Here is a 13,448-nt window from a genome sequence, read left to right on the forward strand (position 1 = left end):
GGCTATCAGGGGCCTCTTAGTACGGCTGGCTGCGGCCAGCAAACGTGCGGCACAGGCCGCGCAGCGACAAGCCAAGGCGTGAGCAAGGGATCATGAGCAACAAGATGTGGGGCGGCCGGTTCTCGGAACGTCCCGATGAGATCATGGAGGAAATCAACGTCTCCATCGACGTCGATCGTCACCTCTTTGCCCAGGACATTGCCGCGTCCAAGGCGCACGCCGCGATGCTTGCCGCGCAGGGCATCATCACGGCCTCTGATGCGAAAAATATCGGCAAGGGTCTAGACACGATTTTGTCAGAGATCGGCAAGGGCGGCTTTGAATTCAAGCGCGCGCTCGAGGACATCCATATGAATGTCGAGAGCCGGCTGTCCGAGCTGATCGGCCCTGCCGCCGGCCGCCTGCACACTGCGCGTTCGCGCAACGACCAGGTCGCCACCGACTTCCGCCTGTTCGTCCGCGACGTGATCGACGAGCTGGACGCCGCGCTTGCCGCGTTCCAACAGGCGCTGGTGGAGCGCGCGCTCGAGCATGCCGCGACCGTGATGCCCGGCTTCACACATCTACAGACCGCGCAGCCCGTGACCTTCGGCCACCATCTGCTCGCCTATGTCGAGATGGCCGCGCGCGATCGCGGCCGCTTCCAGGACGCGCGCAAGCGGCTGAACGAGTCGCCGCTCGGCGCGGCCGCGCTCGCCGGCACTTCGTTCCCGATCGATCGTCATGCCACCGCGAAGGCGCTTCTGTTCGACCGTCCGATGGCGAATTCGCTGGACGCGGTTTCGGACCGCGACTTCGTGCTGGAGACCTTGTCGGCCGCTTCGATCTGCGCCGTGCATATGTCGCGCTTTGCCGAGGAGATCGTGATCTGGACCTCGCCGCTGGTCGGCCTTGTCAGGCTCAGCGACAAGTTCACCACGGGCTCTTCCATCATGCCGCAGAAGCGCAACCCGGATGCGGCCGAGCTCGTGCGCGCCAAGACCGGGCGCGTCATCGGCGCGCTCAACGGGCTTCTGATCGTGATGAAGGGCCTCCCACTCGCCTATCAAAAGGACATGCAGGAGGACAAGCAGGGCGCCATGGAGGGCTTTGCCGCGCTGTCGCTCGCGGTCCGCGCCATGACCGGCATGGTCCGCGACCTCGTGCCCGATGAAGCCAAGATGATGGCCGCCGCAGGCGAGGGCTACGCCACCGCGACCGATCTCGCCGACTGGCTGGTGCGGACGCTGAAAATGCCGTTCCGCGAAGCCCATCACGTCACCGGCCGGATCGTGGCGCAGGCCGCCAGGGATGGTGTGGCGCTCCACGAGCTGCCGCTCAAGGACATGCAGGCGATCGAGCCGAAGATCAGCAAGGACGTGTTCGGTGTGCTCTCGGTCGAATCGTCGGTGAAGAGCCGCACCAGCTTCGGCGGCACCGCGCCGAAGAACGTGGCGTCCCAGGCCAAGGCCTGGGCGAAGCGGCTTGAAAAAGAGCGAAAATTGGGCTGAGGGTAAAATTTCGCTTATGTTTCATAACCATCCGGCTCTCGCCAGAGCGCGCCAATCTCTGTATGGTGCGGCCCGCGTAGTGGGGATCTCGTCGTGACGTCAAAGTTTCGCCCGGCCAGCTCGGGGTGGGCCATCATTGTCCTTAGCCTGACGGCGCTCGCGCTTGCCGGCTGCGGCCGAAAGGGCCCGCTCGACTTGCCGCCGACCGCCTCCAACGCGTCCACGGCCAACATTGCCGCGCCGACGGACACCGAGACCGAAGCCCAGAGGACGCCGAGCGTGTTCAATCCCACCTACGGTGCGGAAGCCGCGCCGGCGGCGCCCAGGGGCAAGAAACGATCGTTTATCCTCGACCCGCTCCTGGACGAAAAGCCCGGAAACTGACCCGGGGCAACCGAGCCAACGCCATGAACCATTTCGACTACCGCAACGGCGTGCTGCACGCCGAGGCGGTGAACCTGTCCGACCTCGCCGCAACTGTCGGCACGCCGTTCTATTGCTATTCGACCGCGACGCTCGAGCGGCACTACCGCGTCTTCACCGAGGCCTTTGCCGGCGAGAAGGTGCTGGTCTGCTATGCCATGAAGGCCAATTCCAACCAGTCGGTGCTGCGCACGTTGGCAAAGCTCGGGGCCGGCGCTGACGTCGTCTCGGGCGGCGAGCTGAAGCGCGCGCTGGCCGCAGGCATTCCCGGCAGCAAGATCCTGTTCTCCGGTGTCGGCAAGACGGAAGCGGAGCTGCGCGCCGCGCTCGCCGCCGACATCCTCTGCATCAATGTCGAATCCGAGCCCGAGCTCGAATTGCTCTCGCGCCTTGCCACCGAGATGGGCAAGACCGCGCGCATCTCGGTCCGCGTCAATCCCGACGTCGATGCCGGCACGCACGCAAAGATCTCCACCGGCAAGTCCGAGAACAAGTTCGGCATCCCGATCGCGCACGCGCGCGAGGTCTATGCCCGCGCGGCGAAGCTGCCTGGCATCGAGGTGACCGGCACCGACGTGCATATCGGCAGCCAGATCACCGATCTCTCGAACATGGAGACCGCGTTCCGGATCCTCGCCGAGTTCGTGCAGACGCTGCGCGCCGACGGCCACGACATCTCCCATGTCGATTTCGGCGGCGGCCTCGGCATTCCCTACTACATGGACCGCGAGGCGCCGCCGGCACCCGACGCCTATGCGGCGATGGTCAAGCGCGTCACCCACAATCTCGGCTGCACGCTGATGTTCGAGCCGGGCCGCATGATCGTCGGCAATGCCGGCATCCTGGTCACCAAGGTGATCTACGTGAAGCACGGCGACGGCAAGAACTTCGTCATCATCGACGCTGCGATGAACGACCTGATCCGCCCGACGCTGTACGAGGCGCACCACGACATCCTGCCGGTGAAGCAGCCGGCGAAGGGCGCGGCCACCATCATGGCCGACGTCGTCGGCCCGGTCTGCGAGACCGGCGACTATCTCGCCCTCGACCGCACGCTGCCGACGCCAAAGCCCGGCGATCTCCTGGCCATCATGACCGCCGGCGCCTATGGCGCCGTGCAGGCCGGCACCTACAACACGCGGCCGTTGGTAGCGGAGGTGCTGGTGAAGGACGACCAGTACGCGGTGGTGCGCCCGCGCATCGAGGTCGAGCAGTTGATCGCGATGGACAAGCCGGCGCCGTGGCTGTGATCACGAGGCGAGGGGCGGCACAACCGCGTCTCCTGTTCGGTCGTCGTCCTGGCGAAAGCCAGGACCCATTACCCCAGGATGCGGTTGTGGCACGAAGCTGGTAACTGCGAGTCTTCGCCAAACTTCTCCCTGTGGCAATGGGTGCTGGATCAGCGCTCGCTTTGCTCGCTTGTCCAGGACGACGCGGGGAGGGAGTTGCGCCCGAAAACTATCTTCCCGCCAATCCGCCCGTCGTCCCGCCGACCACGACACCCGCCTTCTTCTCGATCGGCTTGATCGCCGCGGTGAAATCGGAATCGGCGCCCTCCGTGCTGATCACGGTCTCCCACAACCGGCCCACTGCATCCGCGACCTCCATCGACAGGCCGAGCTGCTTCATCTCCTCGAGCGCCAGCCGCACGTCCTTCACCATCAAGCCCGTGGCGAAGCCGAAGTCGAAGGTGCGCGGCAGCACCGAGCGCGGAAACTTGTCGCGGCTCGCGGTGTTCATGCCCGAGCCGGCATTGATGACGTCGATCATCACGGCGGGATCGAGCCCGGCCTTCACGCCCATCACCACGGCTTCCGAGGTTGCCACGATCGCGGTGGCCGAAAGGAAGTTGTTGGCGAGCTTCATGGTCTGCGCTGCGCCCGGTTTCTCGCCGATGAAGAACACCTTGCCGATCACGCCGAGTGCGGCCTTGATCGTCTCGAATTCCGCTCTCGGCCCGGACACCATCACCGCCAGCGTGCCCTTCTCCGCGCCGCCGACACCGCCCGAGACCGGGCTGTCGATCTGCACGATGCTGCGCCTCGCGAGCAGGCCGTGGATCTTCGCCGCCATCTGCGAGCCGACGGTCGACAGGTCGACGAAGCGCTTGACGCGCTGGCCCTCGATCACGCCGTTCGGCCCCGTAGCGACCGCGAGCGACGCTTGCAGGGAGGGCAGGCTCGCCATCACGGTCTCGACCTGGTCGGCGACGTCCTTCGGCGACGTCGCAGCTTTTGCGCCGCGGGCCACAAGCTTGTCGATGACCTCCTTGCGCGTGTCGAATACGACGAGCCGATGTCCGGCCTCGACCAGCCGCCGCGCCATCGGCAATCCCATGTTCCCGAGGCCGATGAAACCGATGTCCATGGTGTTTCCCTTGTGCTTGTTGTTCGTTGTTGAGAGCGGAGCCGCGCACCACACCCTCGGCTGTCGTCCCGGCGAAGGCCGGGACCCATTACCCCAGGGAGTAGTTGTGGCGCGAAGGCGGTAACCCCGAGTCCCCGCAACCACATCTGCCTGTGGTTATGGGTCCCGGCCTTCGCCGGGACGACGGCGGTGAGGGACGGTGCGTCCCTCACACAGTCGTCCCCTCACGCCTTCCCGTCGATCTCCGCGAACACCTCGCGCGCGATCCGGAAGCTATCGACTGCCGCCGGCATGCCGCCATAGATGGCGACCTGCATCAGGATCTCGCGGATCTCGTCGCGCGTAACGCCGTTGGTCAGCGCGCCCTTCAGATGCGCGCGGAATTCGTGCTGGCGGTTGAGGATCGCGATCATCGCGATGTTGAGCATGCTGCGGGTCTTGCGCGGCAGCTCCTCGCGGCCCCACACCGTGCCCCAGCAATATTCGTTGAGCATCTCCTGGAACGGACGGTTGAAATCGTCGACATTCTTCAGGGCGTTGTTGACATAGGCCTCGCCCAGCACCGCTTTGCGGACTTCCAGGCCCTTGTCGTGCATCTTCTTGTCCATGGCGTTTCCTTCGTCTCCCTTGGATGGCGTCGCGGAAACTACGGGGTTGCGCCGGGCCAGTCACGTCCTCGTGTTATGCGGCAAAAGGGGTGGGTCCCGTACAGGAACGGATGCCTCAGTGCTGCCGTTGTGATACGCTTCTCTCACCGGGCAACCTGGAGAGTTGATTGAACGGTGTCACCCCCGACCCGTCAGATCCGGTCCGCGACGGCGACGCGCTGTCGCGGCTGAAGCTGGCGCAGGCCCTGCAGCGGGCCACATATGCAATCGCCTGGGAGCGCGCCTGGCCGCATCTGGCGCGCCTGCTGACCGTTGCCGGGCTGTTCCTGGTGGTTTCCTGGGCCGGTCTCTGGCTGGCGCTGCCCTCTGTTGCCCGCGCGATTGGTCTTGCCGTCTTCGCAGGCCTCGCGGCTGCCGCGCTGTTCCCGCTGATTCGCTTCCGCTGGCCGAGCCGCGAGCAGGCCCTGGGCCGGCTCGACCGCGGTTCGGGTATCCGTCACCGTCCGGCGACGACGCTCACGGACACCCTGACCTCGCAGGATCCGGTCGCGCAGGCGCTGTGGCAGGCCCAGCGTGAGCGCACGCTGGCCTCGCTCAAGCGCATCCGCGCCGGTTTGCCGCGTCCGCGCCTTCCCATCCACGATCCCTGGGCGCTCCGCGCGCTGGTCATGGTGATGTTGGTTGCGACCTTCTTCGCCGCCGGCGACGAGCGCGCGCTGCGGTTAGGCGCCGCCTTCGACTGGAACGGCGTGCTGGCGCCGACCAATGTCCGCGTCGATGCCTGGGTCACCCCGCCGGTCTATACCGCGAAGCCGCCGGTAATCCTGTCGGCCGCCAATAAGGAAGCCGCCGCGTTGCCGGCAAACGGGCCGCTTGCCGTTCCCGCCGGCTCGACGCTGATCGTGCGCTCCTCCGGCGGCAACCTCGATGTCGCCGTTTCCGGCGGCCTCAAGGAAGCCGCTCCGACGGAAGCCGCGCCCAAGGGCACAAACGAAAAGCACTTTACGATCACTGGTGACGGCACCGCACACGTCCGCGCGCCCTCGGGCCAACCGCAATGGACCTTCGCCGCGACGCCGGATCGCCCGCCGACGATTGCGCTCGCCAAGGATCCGGAGCGCCAGGCGCGCGGCGCGCTGCAGCTCGCCTACAAGATTGAGGACGATTACGGCGTGACCGGCGCCGAGGCGCAGTTCGCCCTGCGTCCCGCCGATTCCAAGGACACTGCCAAGGACGGCAACAAGGGCAACAAGGATGCGGATGCCAACGCGGCTCGGCCGCTGTTCCAGCCGCCGCAATTCGCCCTCGTGCTGCCGAATGCGCGCACCCGCAACGGCGTCGGCCAGACGGTGAAGGATCTCAGCGAAGATCCCTACGCCGGCGCCGACGTCACGCTGACCCTCACCGCCAAGGACGAGGCCGGCAACGAGGCGAAAAGCGAGCCCTTCAACATGCGCCTGCCGGAGCGGCTCTTCACCAAGCCGCTCGCGCGCGCGCTGATCGAGCAGCGCCGCATCCTTGCGCTCGACGCCAACAAGAACGCTGACGTCTACGCCGCGCTCGATGCGCTGATGATCGCGCCTGAATTGTTCACGCCGGAGGCCGGGCAATATCTCGGACTCCATAGCGTCGCACGGCAGCTTGAGGCGGCGCGTACCGACGATGCGCTGCGCGAGGTCGTGGCGAGCCTGTGGGCGCTCGCGGTGACGATCGAGGACGGCAACATCAGCGACGTCGACAAGGCGCTGCGCGCGGCGCAGGACGCGCTGAAGCAGGCCCTGGAGCGCGGTGCGAGCGACGAAGAGGTCAAGAAGCTCACGCAGGATCTGCGCCAGGCGCTCGACAATTTCATGCGCCAGCTCGCCGAGCAGTTCCGCAACAATCCGCAGCAGCTCGCCCGGCCGCTCGATCCCAATACCAAGGTCCTGCGTCAGCAGGACCTCAACAACATGATCGACCGCATGGAGCGCCTGTCGCGCTCCGGCGACAAGGACGCGGCCAAGCAGTTGCTCGATCAGCTTCAGCAGATGCTGGAGGGCCTGCAGATGGCGCAGCCGGGACAGTCCGGCGACAGCGACATGGAGCAGGCGCTCAACGAACTCGGCGACATGATCCGCAAGCAGCAGCAGCTTCGCGACAAGACCTTCAAGCAGGGCCAGGACTCCCGGCGCGACCGCATGCGTGGCAAGCAGCAGGGCGACCAGTCGATGTCCGACCTCCAGCAGGACCAGCAGGCGCTACGCGACCGGCTGAAGAAGCTGCAGGAGGACCTCGCCAAGCGTGGTCTCTCACAGAACGGCCAGAAGGGACAGAAGGGTCAGCGCGGCCAGCAGGGCGAACAGGGACAAAAGGGCCAGGGTCAACAGGGACAAGACGGCGATCAGGACGGCGACCAGGGTGATGACGACAACGGCCTGGACACCGCCGACAACGCCATGGGCGATGCCGGCTCCAAGCTCGGCGACGGCAATGCCGACGGTGCCGTGGATTCCCAGGGCAAGGCGCTGGATGCGCTGCGCAAGGGCGCGCAGAAGATGGCCGAGGCGATGCAGCAGGGCGATGGCGACGGCCAGGGCGATGGTCCCGGCAACCGCGCCGGCCGGCAGCAGAGTGGCGGCAATCAGACCGACCCGCTCGGGCGGCCCTTGCACGGCCGCGAATTCGGCGACGACTACACGGTGAAGATCCCCGGCGAGATCGACGTCCAGCGCGTCCGCCGCATCCTCGAAGAGCTCCGCCGCCGCCTCGGCGACCCCTCGCGCCCGCAGATCGAGCTCGACTATCTCGAGCGGCTGCTGAAGGATTTTTGAGGCGCGATTTTGCGGCTCAGCATGGTTCGCGATGGGCGCACGCGATTTGTGTCTTCCGTCCCGCATTCTCGGTGTCATCGCCCGATTTGATCGGGCGATCCGGTACTCCGAGACATCGCTATGTCATTGAGAAGCCGCGGCGTACTGGATTCCCCGCTTTCGCGGGGAATGACAGCGTTGGTTTCCGAGACGAAGCGACATCCGGGACGGCTGGTCCCGCATGTCGCTGCGCTCGCAATGACGAGGTTGGAGCAGTGGGGGTAGTTCAACTCGCTGCGCCGCTACCTCTTCTTCGCCGCCAGCGCATCGGCGACCGCGGTGCGGATGTCGGCGACTGAGAACGGCTTCGTCACGACATCATGCACCAGCGCATTCAGGTTCGAGGCGCGTTCGCGCTGGTCGGCAAATCCGGTCATCAGCAGAATGGTCAGATCGGGGAAATCGCGCGCGGCGGAGAGCGCGAGCGCAATGCCGTCCATTACCGGCATCTGGATGTCTGTGAGCAGCAGGTCGAACGCACCGTCCTCGCGGATCAGGATCTCCAGCGCCTCGGCGCCGTCCTGCGCGGTGACGGTCTGGTGACCGTCCATCGCGATGGCGCGCGCCACCAGCGTGCGCATGGACTCCTCGTCGTCGGCGATCAAGACTTTTGGCATGGGACCAATCTCCCGTGCGGACCTGGGCGGTGCCGATTATACGCTGCCGCCGACAACGTCGCGCCGGTTGAAGAAACGAACATCGATATTGCGGCCCTCAGCCGGTGGCGAGGCTAGGCGCGACCTGAAAAAGGCGCGCTCGCCGGGCCGAAGAACTGTCTGCTCCAGTACTGCGTTCCAGGCATAGATCTCGGCGCCTTGCGCGTCGCGCACCGCGAAGCGCAGCCGCGGGATCTCGAGCGGCTTCTTGTTGCCCTCGCCGACGATCACGCCCTCGATCACCAGCACCTGCTTGCGGTCCACCGTCTCGCTGGAGAGCTTGACGTCCTTAAAGGCCAGCCCACGCAGGTTCACGTCGAAGCCGACCATTCTGTAGAATGCCGCCGTCTGCGGCAGCAGCCGCACCATGTCGGTGCGCCAAATCACGAGGGCCGCGACCAGGGCGCCCATCGCGGCGCAGGCGGTCGGTAGCCCGGGATAGGATTTCCGCCGAGCCGGCGCGGCTTCGGTGCGGCTCGCTAGCGCCATGCGGCGGCGGAACAGGCCGCGGAACCAGGACTGGTGCTGCACGCCGGCGCCGTCGTCCTCGGCGGAGCCGGCCGCCGACCAGTCGTCCTCGGTCTGTCCAGCGTTCTCGTCCGGCCAGTCGCTGGCGATCGAAGGGCTGTCGACCACGGGCGTATCGGCCGCGCCGTCGTCCCTGGCGTAAGAGTTCCATTGCTCGGCCAGATCAGACTGATCGTCGGCCCGGCTTGCTGCGACCATGGCTGGGACGGAGGCCTCCTCGATGGCGTCCTCGGGATGCGCCACCCAGGTCTCCTTGCAGCGGGAGCAACGCACGGTCCGCCCATTGGCCCCAAGGCTCGCGAGCTTGATGGCATAGGATGTCGTACAATGGGGACAGACGATGTGCATGGACCAGCCTCGGCGATGACCCGATCGTGCGAAACCGGGCACCTTGAATGCTACAAGGCGACCGTTAACGAACCGGAAACCATAACGGCCGCACAACCCTTCTCGAGCGTGCGGCGGAACTTCGCGCTGCGTGCTGCGTCCCCTCTCGAACGGAGCTGAGCTTGGTTCGGTTCGAAAATGTCGGACTGCGTTACGGTCTGGGGCCAGAGATCCTGCGCGACCTGAGCTTCCAGATTCCGGCGCATTCCTTCCAGTTTCTCACCGGCCCGTCCGGCGCCGGCAAGACCTCGTTGCTGCGCCTGTTGTTCCTGTCGCATCGGCCGACGCGTGGCCTGATCAACCTGTTCGGCCATGACATCTCGCAGCTCGGCAAGGACGAGATAGCCGACTTGCGCAAGCGCATCGGCATCGTGCTCCAGGATTTCCGCCTGCTCGACCACATGACGACCTACGAGAACGTGGCGCTGCCGTTCCGCGTCATGGGTCGCAGCGAATCGAGCTATCGCAAGGAGGTCATCGATCTCTTGCGCTGGGTGGGGCTCGGCGACCGTATGGACGCGCTGCCGCCGATCCTGTCCGGTGGCGAGAAGCAACGCGCGGCGATTGCGCGCGCGGTGATCTCGCGGCCGCAGCTCCTGCTCGCGGACGAGCCGACCGGCAGCGTCGATCCGACGCTCGGGCGCCGTCTGCTGCGCCTGTTCATCGAGCTCAACAAGTCCGGCACCGCCGTCATCATCGCGACCCACGATATTACGCTGATGGATCAGTACGAGGCGCGGCGGCTGGTGCTGCACCAGGGACGGCTGCACGTCTATGAGTAGGACCGAAGAGCGCGGCGTGCTGGTTGACCTCGGACAGGAGCGTCCGCCGCTGCCGGCCAAGGCGCGCAACATGTCGCCGATCGTGCCGCGCGCCTCGATTCACGGTCGCGCGCTGGTCGCCGTTGTTGCCATCATGACCTTCCTCGCCTCGATGACGACCGGCACGGTGTTACTGGTCAGCGCCTCGGCGGCGGAATGGCAATCGGATGTCGCGAGCGAAATCACCATCCAGGTCCGCCCGCAGGCCGGGCGCGACATCGAGCGCGACACTGCGGCGGTCGCCGAGGCGATGCGCGCGCAAGCGGGCATCGTCGAAGTCAAGCCGTTCAGCAAGGAGGAATCCGGCAAGCTGCTCGAGCCGTGGCTCGGCACCGGCCTGTCGATGGACGATCTGCCGGTGCCGCGCATGATCATCGCCCGAGTGCAGCCGGGCACGGCGCTTGACCTCGCCGCCTTGCGCGCCCGCGTGACGCAGGTGGCCCCAAGCGCGAGCGTCGACGATCACCGCGCCTGGATCGAGCGCATGCGCTCGATGACCAATGCGACCGTGCTCGCCGGCCTGGGGATCCTCGCGCTCGTGATCGTCGCGACCATCATCTCAGTCTCGTTCGCAACCCGCGGCGCGATGGCGGCGAACCGCCCGATCGTCGAGGTCTTGCATTTCGTCGGCGCCGGTGACCGCTACATCGCCAACCGTTTCCTGCGGCATTTCCTCCGCCTGGGGCTCGAGGGCGGCGTGATCGGCGGCGGCGTCGCCATGTTGGTGTTCGGTTTCTCCGAGTCGATCGCCGGCTGGTTCTCGGGCACCCCGGTCGGCGACCAGTTTGCGGCCCTGCTCGGCACCTTCTCGCTGCGGCCGTCCGGCTACATCGTGCTCGCGGTGCAGGCGCTGCTGATCGGCGCGATCACCGCGGTCGCCTCGCGCCAGACACTGTTCGCGACGCTGAATGATGTTGAGTGAGTGCGCGAGTGTCGAAAAGAATGAGCTTGCCCGTGATTTCTTCGCCTCTCCCCGCAAGCGGGGCGAGGGAGCGCACTGCCGACGTCGATGCTTGAGCAGTTCATTGCGTTGGCGCAAGCCCGCCAAACCGGACTCCACTTCGCCTCAAAACGTCTTAAAATCACCCGGGGAAGGGATCACCGACATCGCATGACCTCGCCGACCGACGATCGATCGCCGAACCTGCCGCGCGGCTGGCTGCGCGCGATGGTCGTGTCGACCCTCGCGATCGCCTTCGTCGGGGCCGCGGCGGGCTTCCTCGCGTTCCTGTCGCAATTGCGCGGCGCCGAGCTCGCGCCGGACCGCAAGGCCGACGGCATCGTGGTGCTGACCGGCGGCTCCTCGCGGGTGTCGGACGCGATGGAGCTGCTGGCCGCCGGCTACGGCAAACGGCTCCTGATCTCGGGGGTGCACCCGACCTCTACGGCAAGCGACATCTCCCGGACACTGCCGGAGAGCCAGTCCTTCATGCATTGCTGCGTCGATCTCGACCGCACCGCGGTCTCGACCCGTGGCAACGCGGCGGAGACGCGGCGCTGGGCGCAGGAGCGCGGCTTCAAGTCACTGATCGTGGTCACATCGAATTACCACATGCCGCGGGCGCTGGTGGAGTTCTCGCACGCAATGCCGGAGATGGCGCTGATCCCGTTCGCTGTGGTCGGCGACAAATGGCGCGAGGAGCCGTGGTGGACTTCGGCCTCGACGCTGCGGCTACTCTTGTCGGAATATGTCAAATACATCGCGGCTGAGCTTAGGGTGCGGCTCGAGGATTTCGGGGTTGACCTTGCGCCCGAAGTGTCGGAGCAGCCTGCGGGCCAGCCGCCGAAGCGGCCCGCCACCGCACAGGCCAATTGATCGGATTGTTGATGTTCCTGATTTTCCTGCGCTCGCTCGTGTTCAACGTGCTGTTTTACATCGTGTTCGTTGTGCTCGCGATCGTGGCGCTGCCGACCTTCCTGATGCCGGTGCGCGCGCTGCTGACGGTCGCCGGATGGTGGGCAAATGCAACCCTGTTCCTTATGCGCGTTGTCTGCAACATCAAGGTCGAATTCCGCGGACAGGAGAAGATCCCGAAGGGGCCGCTGGTGATCGTGGCGAAGCATCAGTCGTTCTGGGAGACCTTTGCATTGCTCCAGTTCTTCGATCGGCCGATCTTCATCCTCAAGCGGCAGCTCATGAACATTCCGGTGTTCGGCCAATTTCTGATCAAGACCGGCATGATCGCGATCGACCGCACCGCCGGCGTCAAGGCGCTCCTGGACATGACACGGCGGGCGCGTGAAGCCGTGCGCAGTGGCTGCCAGCTCGTGATTTTCCCCGAAGGCACGCGCCGTGCGCCCGGCGCGCCGCCCGACTACAAGACCGGCTTCGCCCAGATCTATTCCGCCTGCGGCGTGCAGTGCCTGCCGATCGCGCTCAACTCCGGCCTGTTCTGGCCGCGCCGCACCTTCATGCGCTATCCCGGCACGCTGGTGGTCGAATTCCTCGACCCGCTGCCCCCAGGCCTGCCGAAGGACGAGTACATCGCACATATCCGCGATGCCATCGAGGGCGCGACCAGCCGCATCGTCGAAACCGGCCGCAAGGAGCAGGAACGGCTGATCGGATCCGCGCCGAGCTACGCGGCGACGAGCACCTAGCGATCTTCGTGGTCTTCAGCCGGAGCCGGCGCGTGCAGGGCATGCGCATCACCATGCAACATTGTCGCGAGTTGATGTAGCTGTGTGTCGCGAAAGCCTTCGGCCTCGATCGCCTTCACCGTTGCGGTCACGTAATCGCGGTTGGCGCCGGACTGGCCATGGCCCTGGAGCACGTGGCGGTGCTGCTCGGCGAGCGACAGCCGTCCGGCATATTGGGCGTGGCCGCGGTCGACGACATAGGCGAGCGCCGATACGCGCTGGCGCGCATCGTTCTCGAGCCACACCGAGCGCATCACCTCGCGATAGACCGACGTCACCTGCTCGCGTTCCCGCAAATAGGCGACTACGTCGGTGCGGTTCTTTTCGGCGATGCGGAAGGCGATGCCGCGGCACGCCCCGCCGCGGTCGAGCCCGAGCACGAGGCCCGGCTTCTCCGGGGTACCGCGATGCACGAAGGAATAGACGCAGAGCGCGCGGTGCTCGCCGACCAGCCGCGCCGGGACGCGTTCCTCGAATTCGAAGCCCGGCCGCCACATCAGCGAGCCGTAGCCGAACACCCAGAGGTCGCCCGTGGCGGTGGTGACGGGGGGAAGGGCAATTTCCGACATTTCGGGCACGGCTAGCAGAACCGCGCCCCCAAGCGAAGCGAATTCTCCGTCTTTCGTCGCAGTCGAACCTCGCTTACATTTGCCAAAATCTGTGGTCAAAGGGTCGCCGC

13 protein-coding genes are annotated in these 13,448 nt (G+C 66.1%); 8 read left to right on the plus strand and 5 right to left on the minus strand.

Annotated features, from left to right (window positions below; translation table 11 throughout):
• Positions 1–92 precede the first annotated feature (92 nt).
• From argH to lysA, 3 genes are all read left to right on the plus strand, one after another.
• Positions 93–1,490 (plus strand): argininosuccinate lyase, encoded by a 1,398-nt coding sequence (gene argH, locus MTR72_RS07360; protein WP_280968184.1) that lies wholly within the window; start codon positions 93–95, stop codon positions 1,488–1,490.
• Positions 1,491–1,583: 93 nt separating this feature from the next.
• On the plus strand, positions 1,584–1,874 hold the full coding sequence (gene lptM, locus MTR72_RS07365; protein WP_280968185.1) for an LPS translocon maturation chaperone LptM: 291 nt from the start codon (positions 1,584–1,586) through the stop codon (positions 1,872–1,874).
• A 23-nt stretch (positions 1,875–1,897) separates the two neighbouring features.
• Entirely contained in the window at positions 1,898–3,163 is a 1,266-nt protein-coding gene (gene lysA / locus MTR72_RS07370) for a diaminopimelate decarboxylase (protein ID WP_280968186.1), read from the plus strand.
• A gap of 208 nt (positions 3,164–3,371) precedes the next feature.
• Here lysA and MTR72_RS07375 read toward each other — a convergent pair whose 3' ends face one another.
• Together MTR72_RS07375 and MTR72_RS07380 are read right to left on the minus strand one after the other, a co-directional pair.
• Complete coding sequence (locus tag MTR72_RS07375; protein WP_280968187.1) at positions 3,372–4,280, minus strand: NAD(P)-dependent oxidoreductase; 909 nt, start codon at positions 4,278–4,280, stop codon at positions 3,372–3,374.
• 224 nt (positions 4,281–4,504) lie between these two features.
• Complete coding sequence (locus MTR72_RS07380) at positions 4,505–4,888, minus strand: carboxymuconolactone decarboxylase family protein (RefSeq protein ID WP_008567285.1); 384 nt, start codon at positions 4,886–4,888, stop codon at positions 4,505–4,507.
• 167 nt (positions 4,889–5,055) lie between these two features.
• Between MTR72_RS07380 and MTR72_RS07385 the strand changes: the two genes are divergently transcribed.
• Entirely contained in the window at positions 5,056–7,698 is a 2,643-nt protein-coding gene (locus tag MTR72_RS07385) for a TIGR02302 family protein (protein WP_280968188.1), read from the plus strand.
• Positions 7,699–7,979: 281 nt separating this feature from the next.
• Here the strand turns inward: MTR72_RS07385 and MTR72_RS07390 are convergent, their stop codons facing one another.
• Together MTR72_RS07390 and MTR72_RS07395 are read right to left on the minus strand one after the other, a co-directional pair.
• Positions 7,980–8,354 carry a response regulator gene (locus MTR72_RS07390; RefSeq protein ID WP_341510262.1) on the minus strand — a complete coding sequence of 125 codons (375 nt, stop codon included), beginning with the start codon at positions 8,352–8,354 and terminating at the stop codon, positions 7,980–7,982.
• 36 nt (positions 8,355–8,390) lie between these two features.
• On the minus strand, positions 8,391–9,269 hold the full coding sequence (locus tag MTR72_RS07395) for an MJ0042-type zinc finger domain-containing protein (RefSeq protein ID WP_341510263.1): 879 nt from the start codon (positions 9,267–9,269) through the stop codon (positions 8,391–8,393).
• A gap of 161 nt (positions 9,270–9,430) precedes the next feature.
• On the opposite strand from MTR72_RS07395, the gene ftsE reads away from it, so the two are divergent.
• From ftsE to MTR72_RS07415, 4 genes are all read left to right on the plus strand, one after another.
• Complete coding sequence (gene ftsE / locus MTR72_RS07400; RefSeq protein ID WP_279374890.1) at positions 9,431–10,090, plus strand: cell division ATP-binding protein FtsE; 660 nt, start codon at positions 9,431–9,433, stop codon at positions 10,088–10,090.
• Complete coding sequence (locus tag MTR72_RS07405; RefSeq protein WP_280968191.1) at positions 10,083–11,051, plus strand: cell division protein FtsX; 969 nt, start codon at positions 10,083–10,085, stop codon at positions 11,049–11,051. Before ftsE ends, MTR72_RS07405 begins: the two co-directional genes overlap by 8 nt.
• Before the next feature lie 189 nt (positions 11,052–11,240).
• Positions 11,241–11,945, plus strand: coding sequence for a YdcF family protein (locus MTR72_RS07410; RefSeq protein WP_280968192.1), 705 nt, complete (start codon positions 11,241–11,243; stop codon positions 11,943–11,945).
• 11 nt (positions 11,946–11,956) lie between these two features.
• Positions 11,957–12,730 (plus strand): lysophospholipid acyltransferase family protein, encoded by a 774-nt coding sequence (locus MTR72_RS07415; protein WP_280968193.1) that lies wholly within the window; start codon positions 11,957–11,959, stop codon positions 12,728–12,730.
• On the opposite strand, the gene MTR72_RS07420 is transcribed toward MTR72_RS07415, so the two are convergent.
• Positions 12,727–13,338 carry a gamma-glutamylcyclotransferase gene (locus MTR72_RS07420; RefSeq protein WP_341510264.1) on the minus strand — a complete coding sequence of 204 codons (612 nt, stop codon included), beginning with the start codon at positions 13,336–13,338 and terminating at the stop codon, positions 12,727–12,729. The genes MTR72_RS07415 and MTR72_RS07420 overlap by 4 nt on opposite strands.
• Positions 13,339–13,448: the final 110 nt, after the last annotated feature.

The sequence above is a fragment of the Bradyrhizobium sp. ISRA442 genome, from assembly GCF_038085055.1.
GTDB lineage: Bacteria > Pseudomonadota > Alphaproteobacteria > Rhizobiales > Xanthobacteraceae > Bradyrhizobium.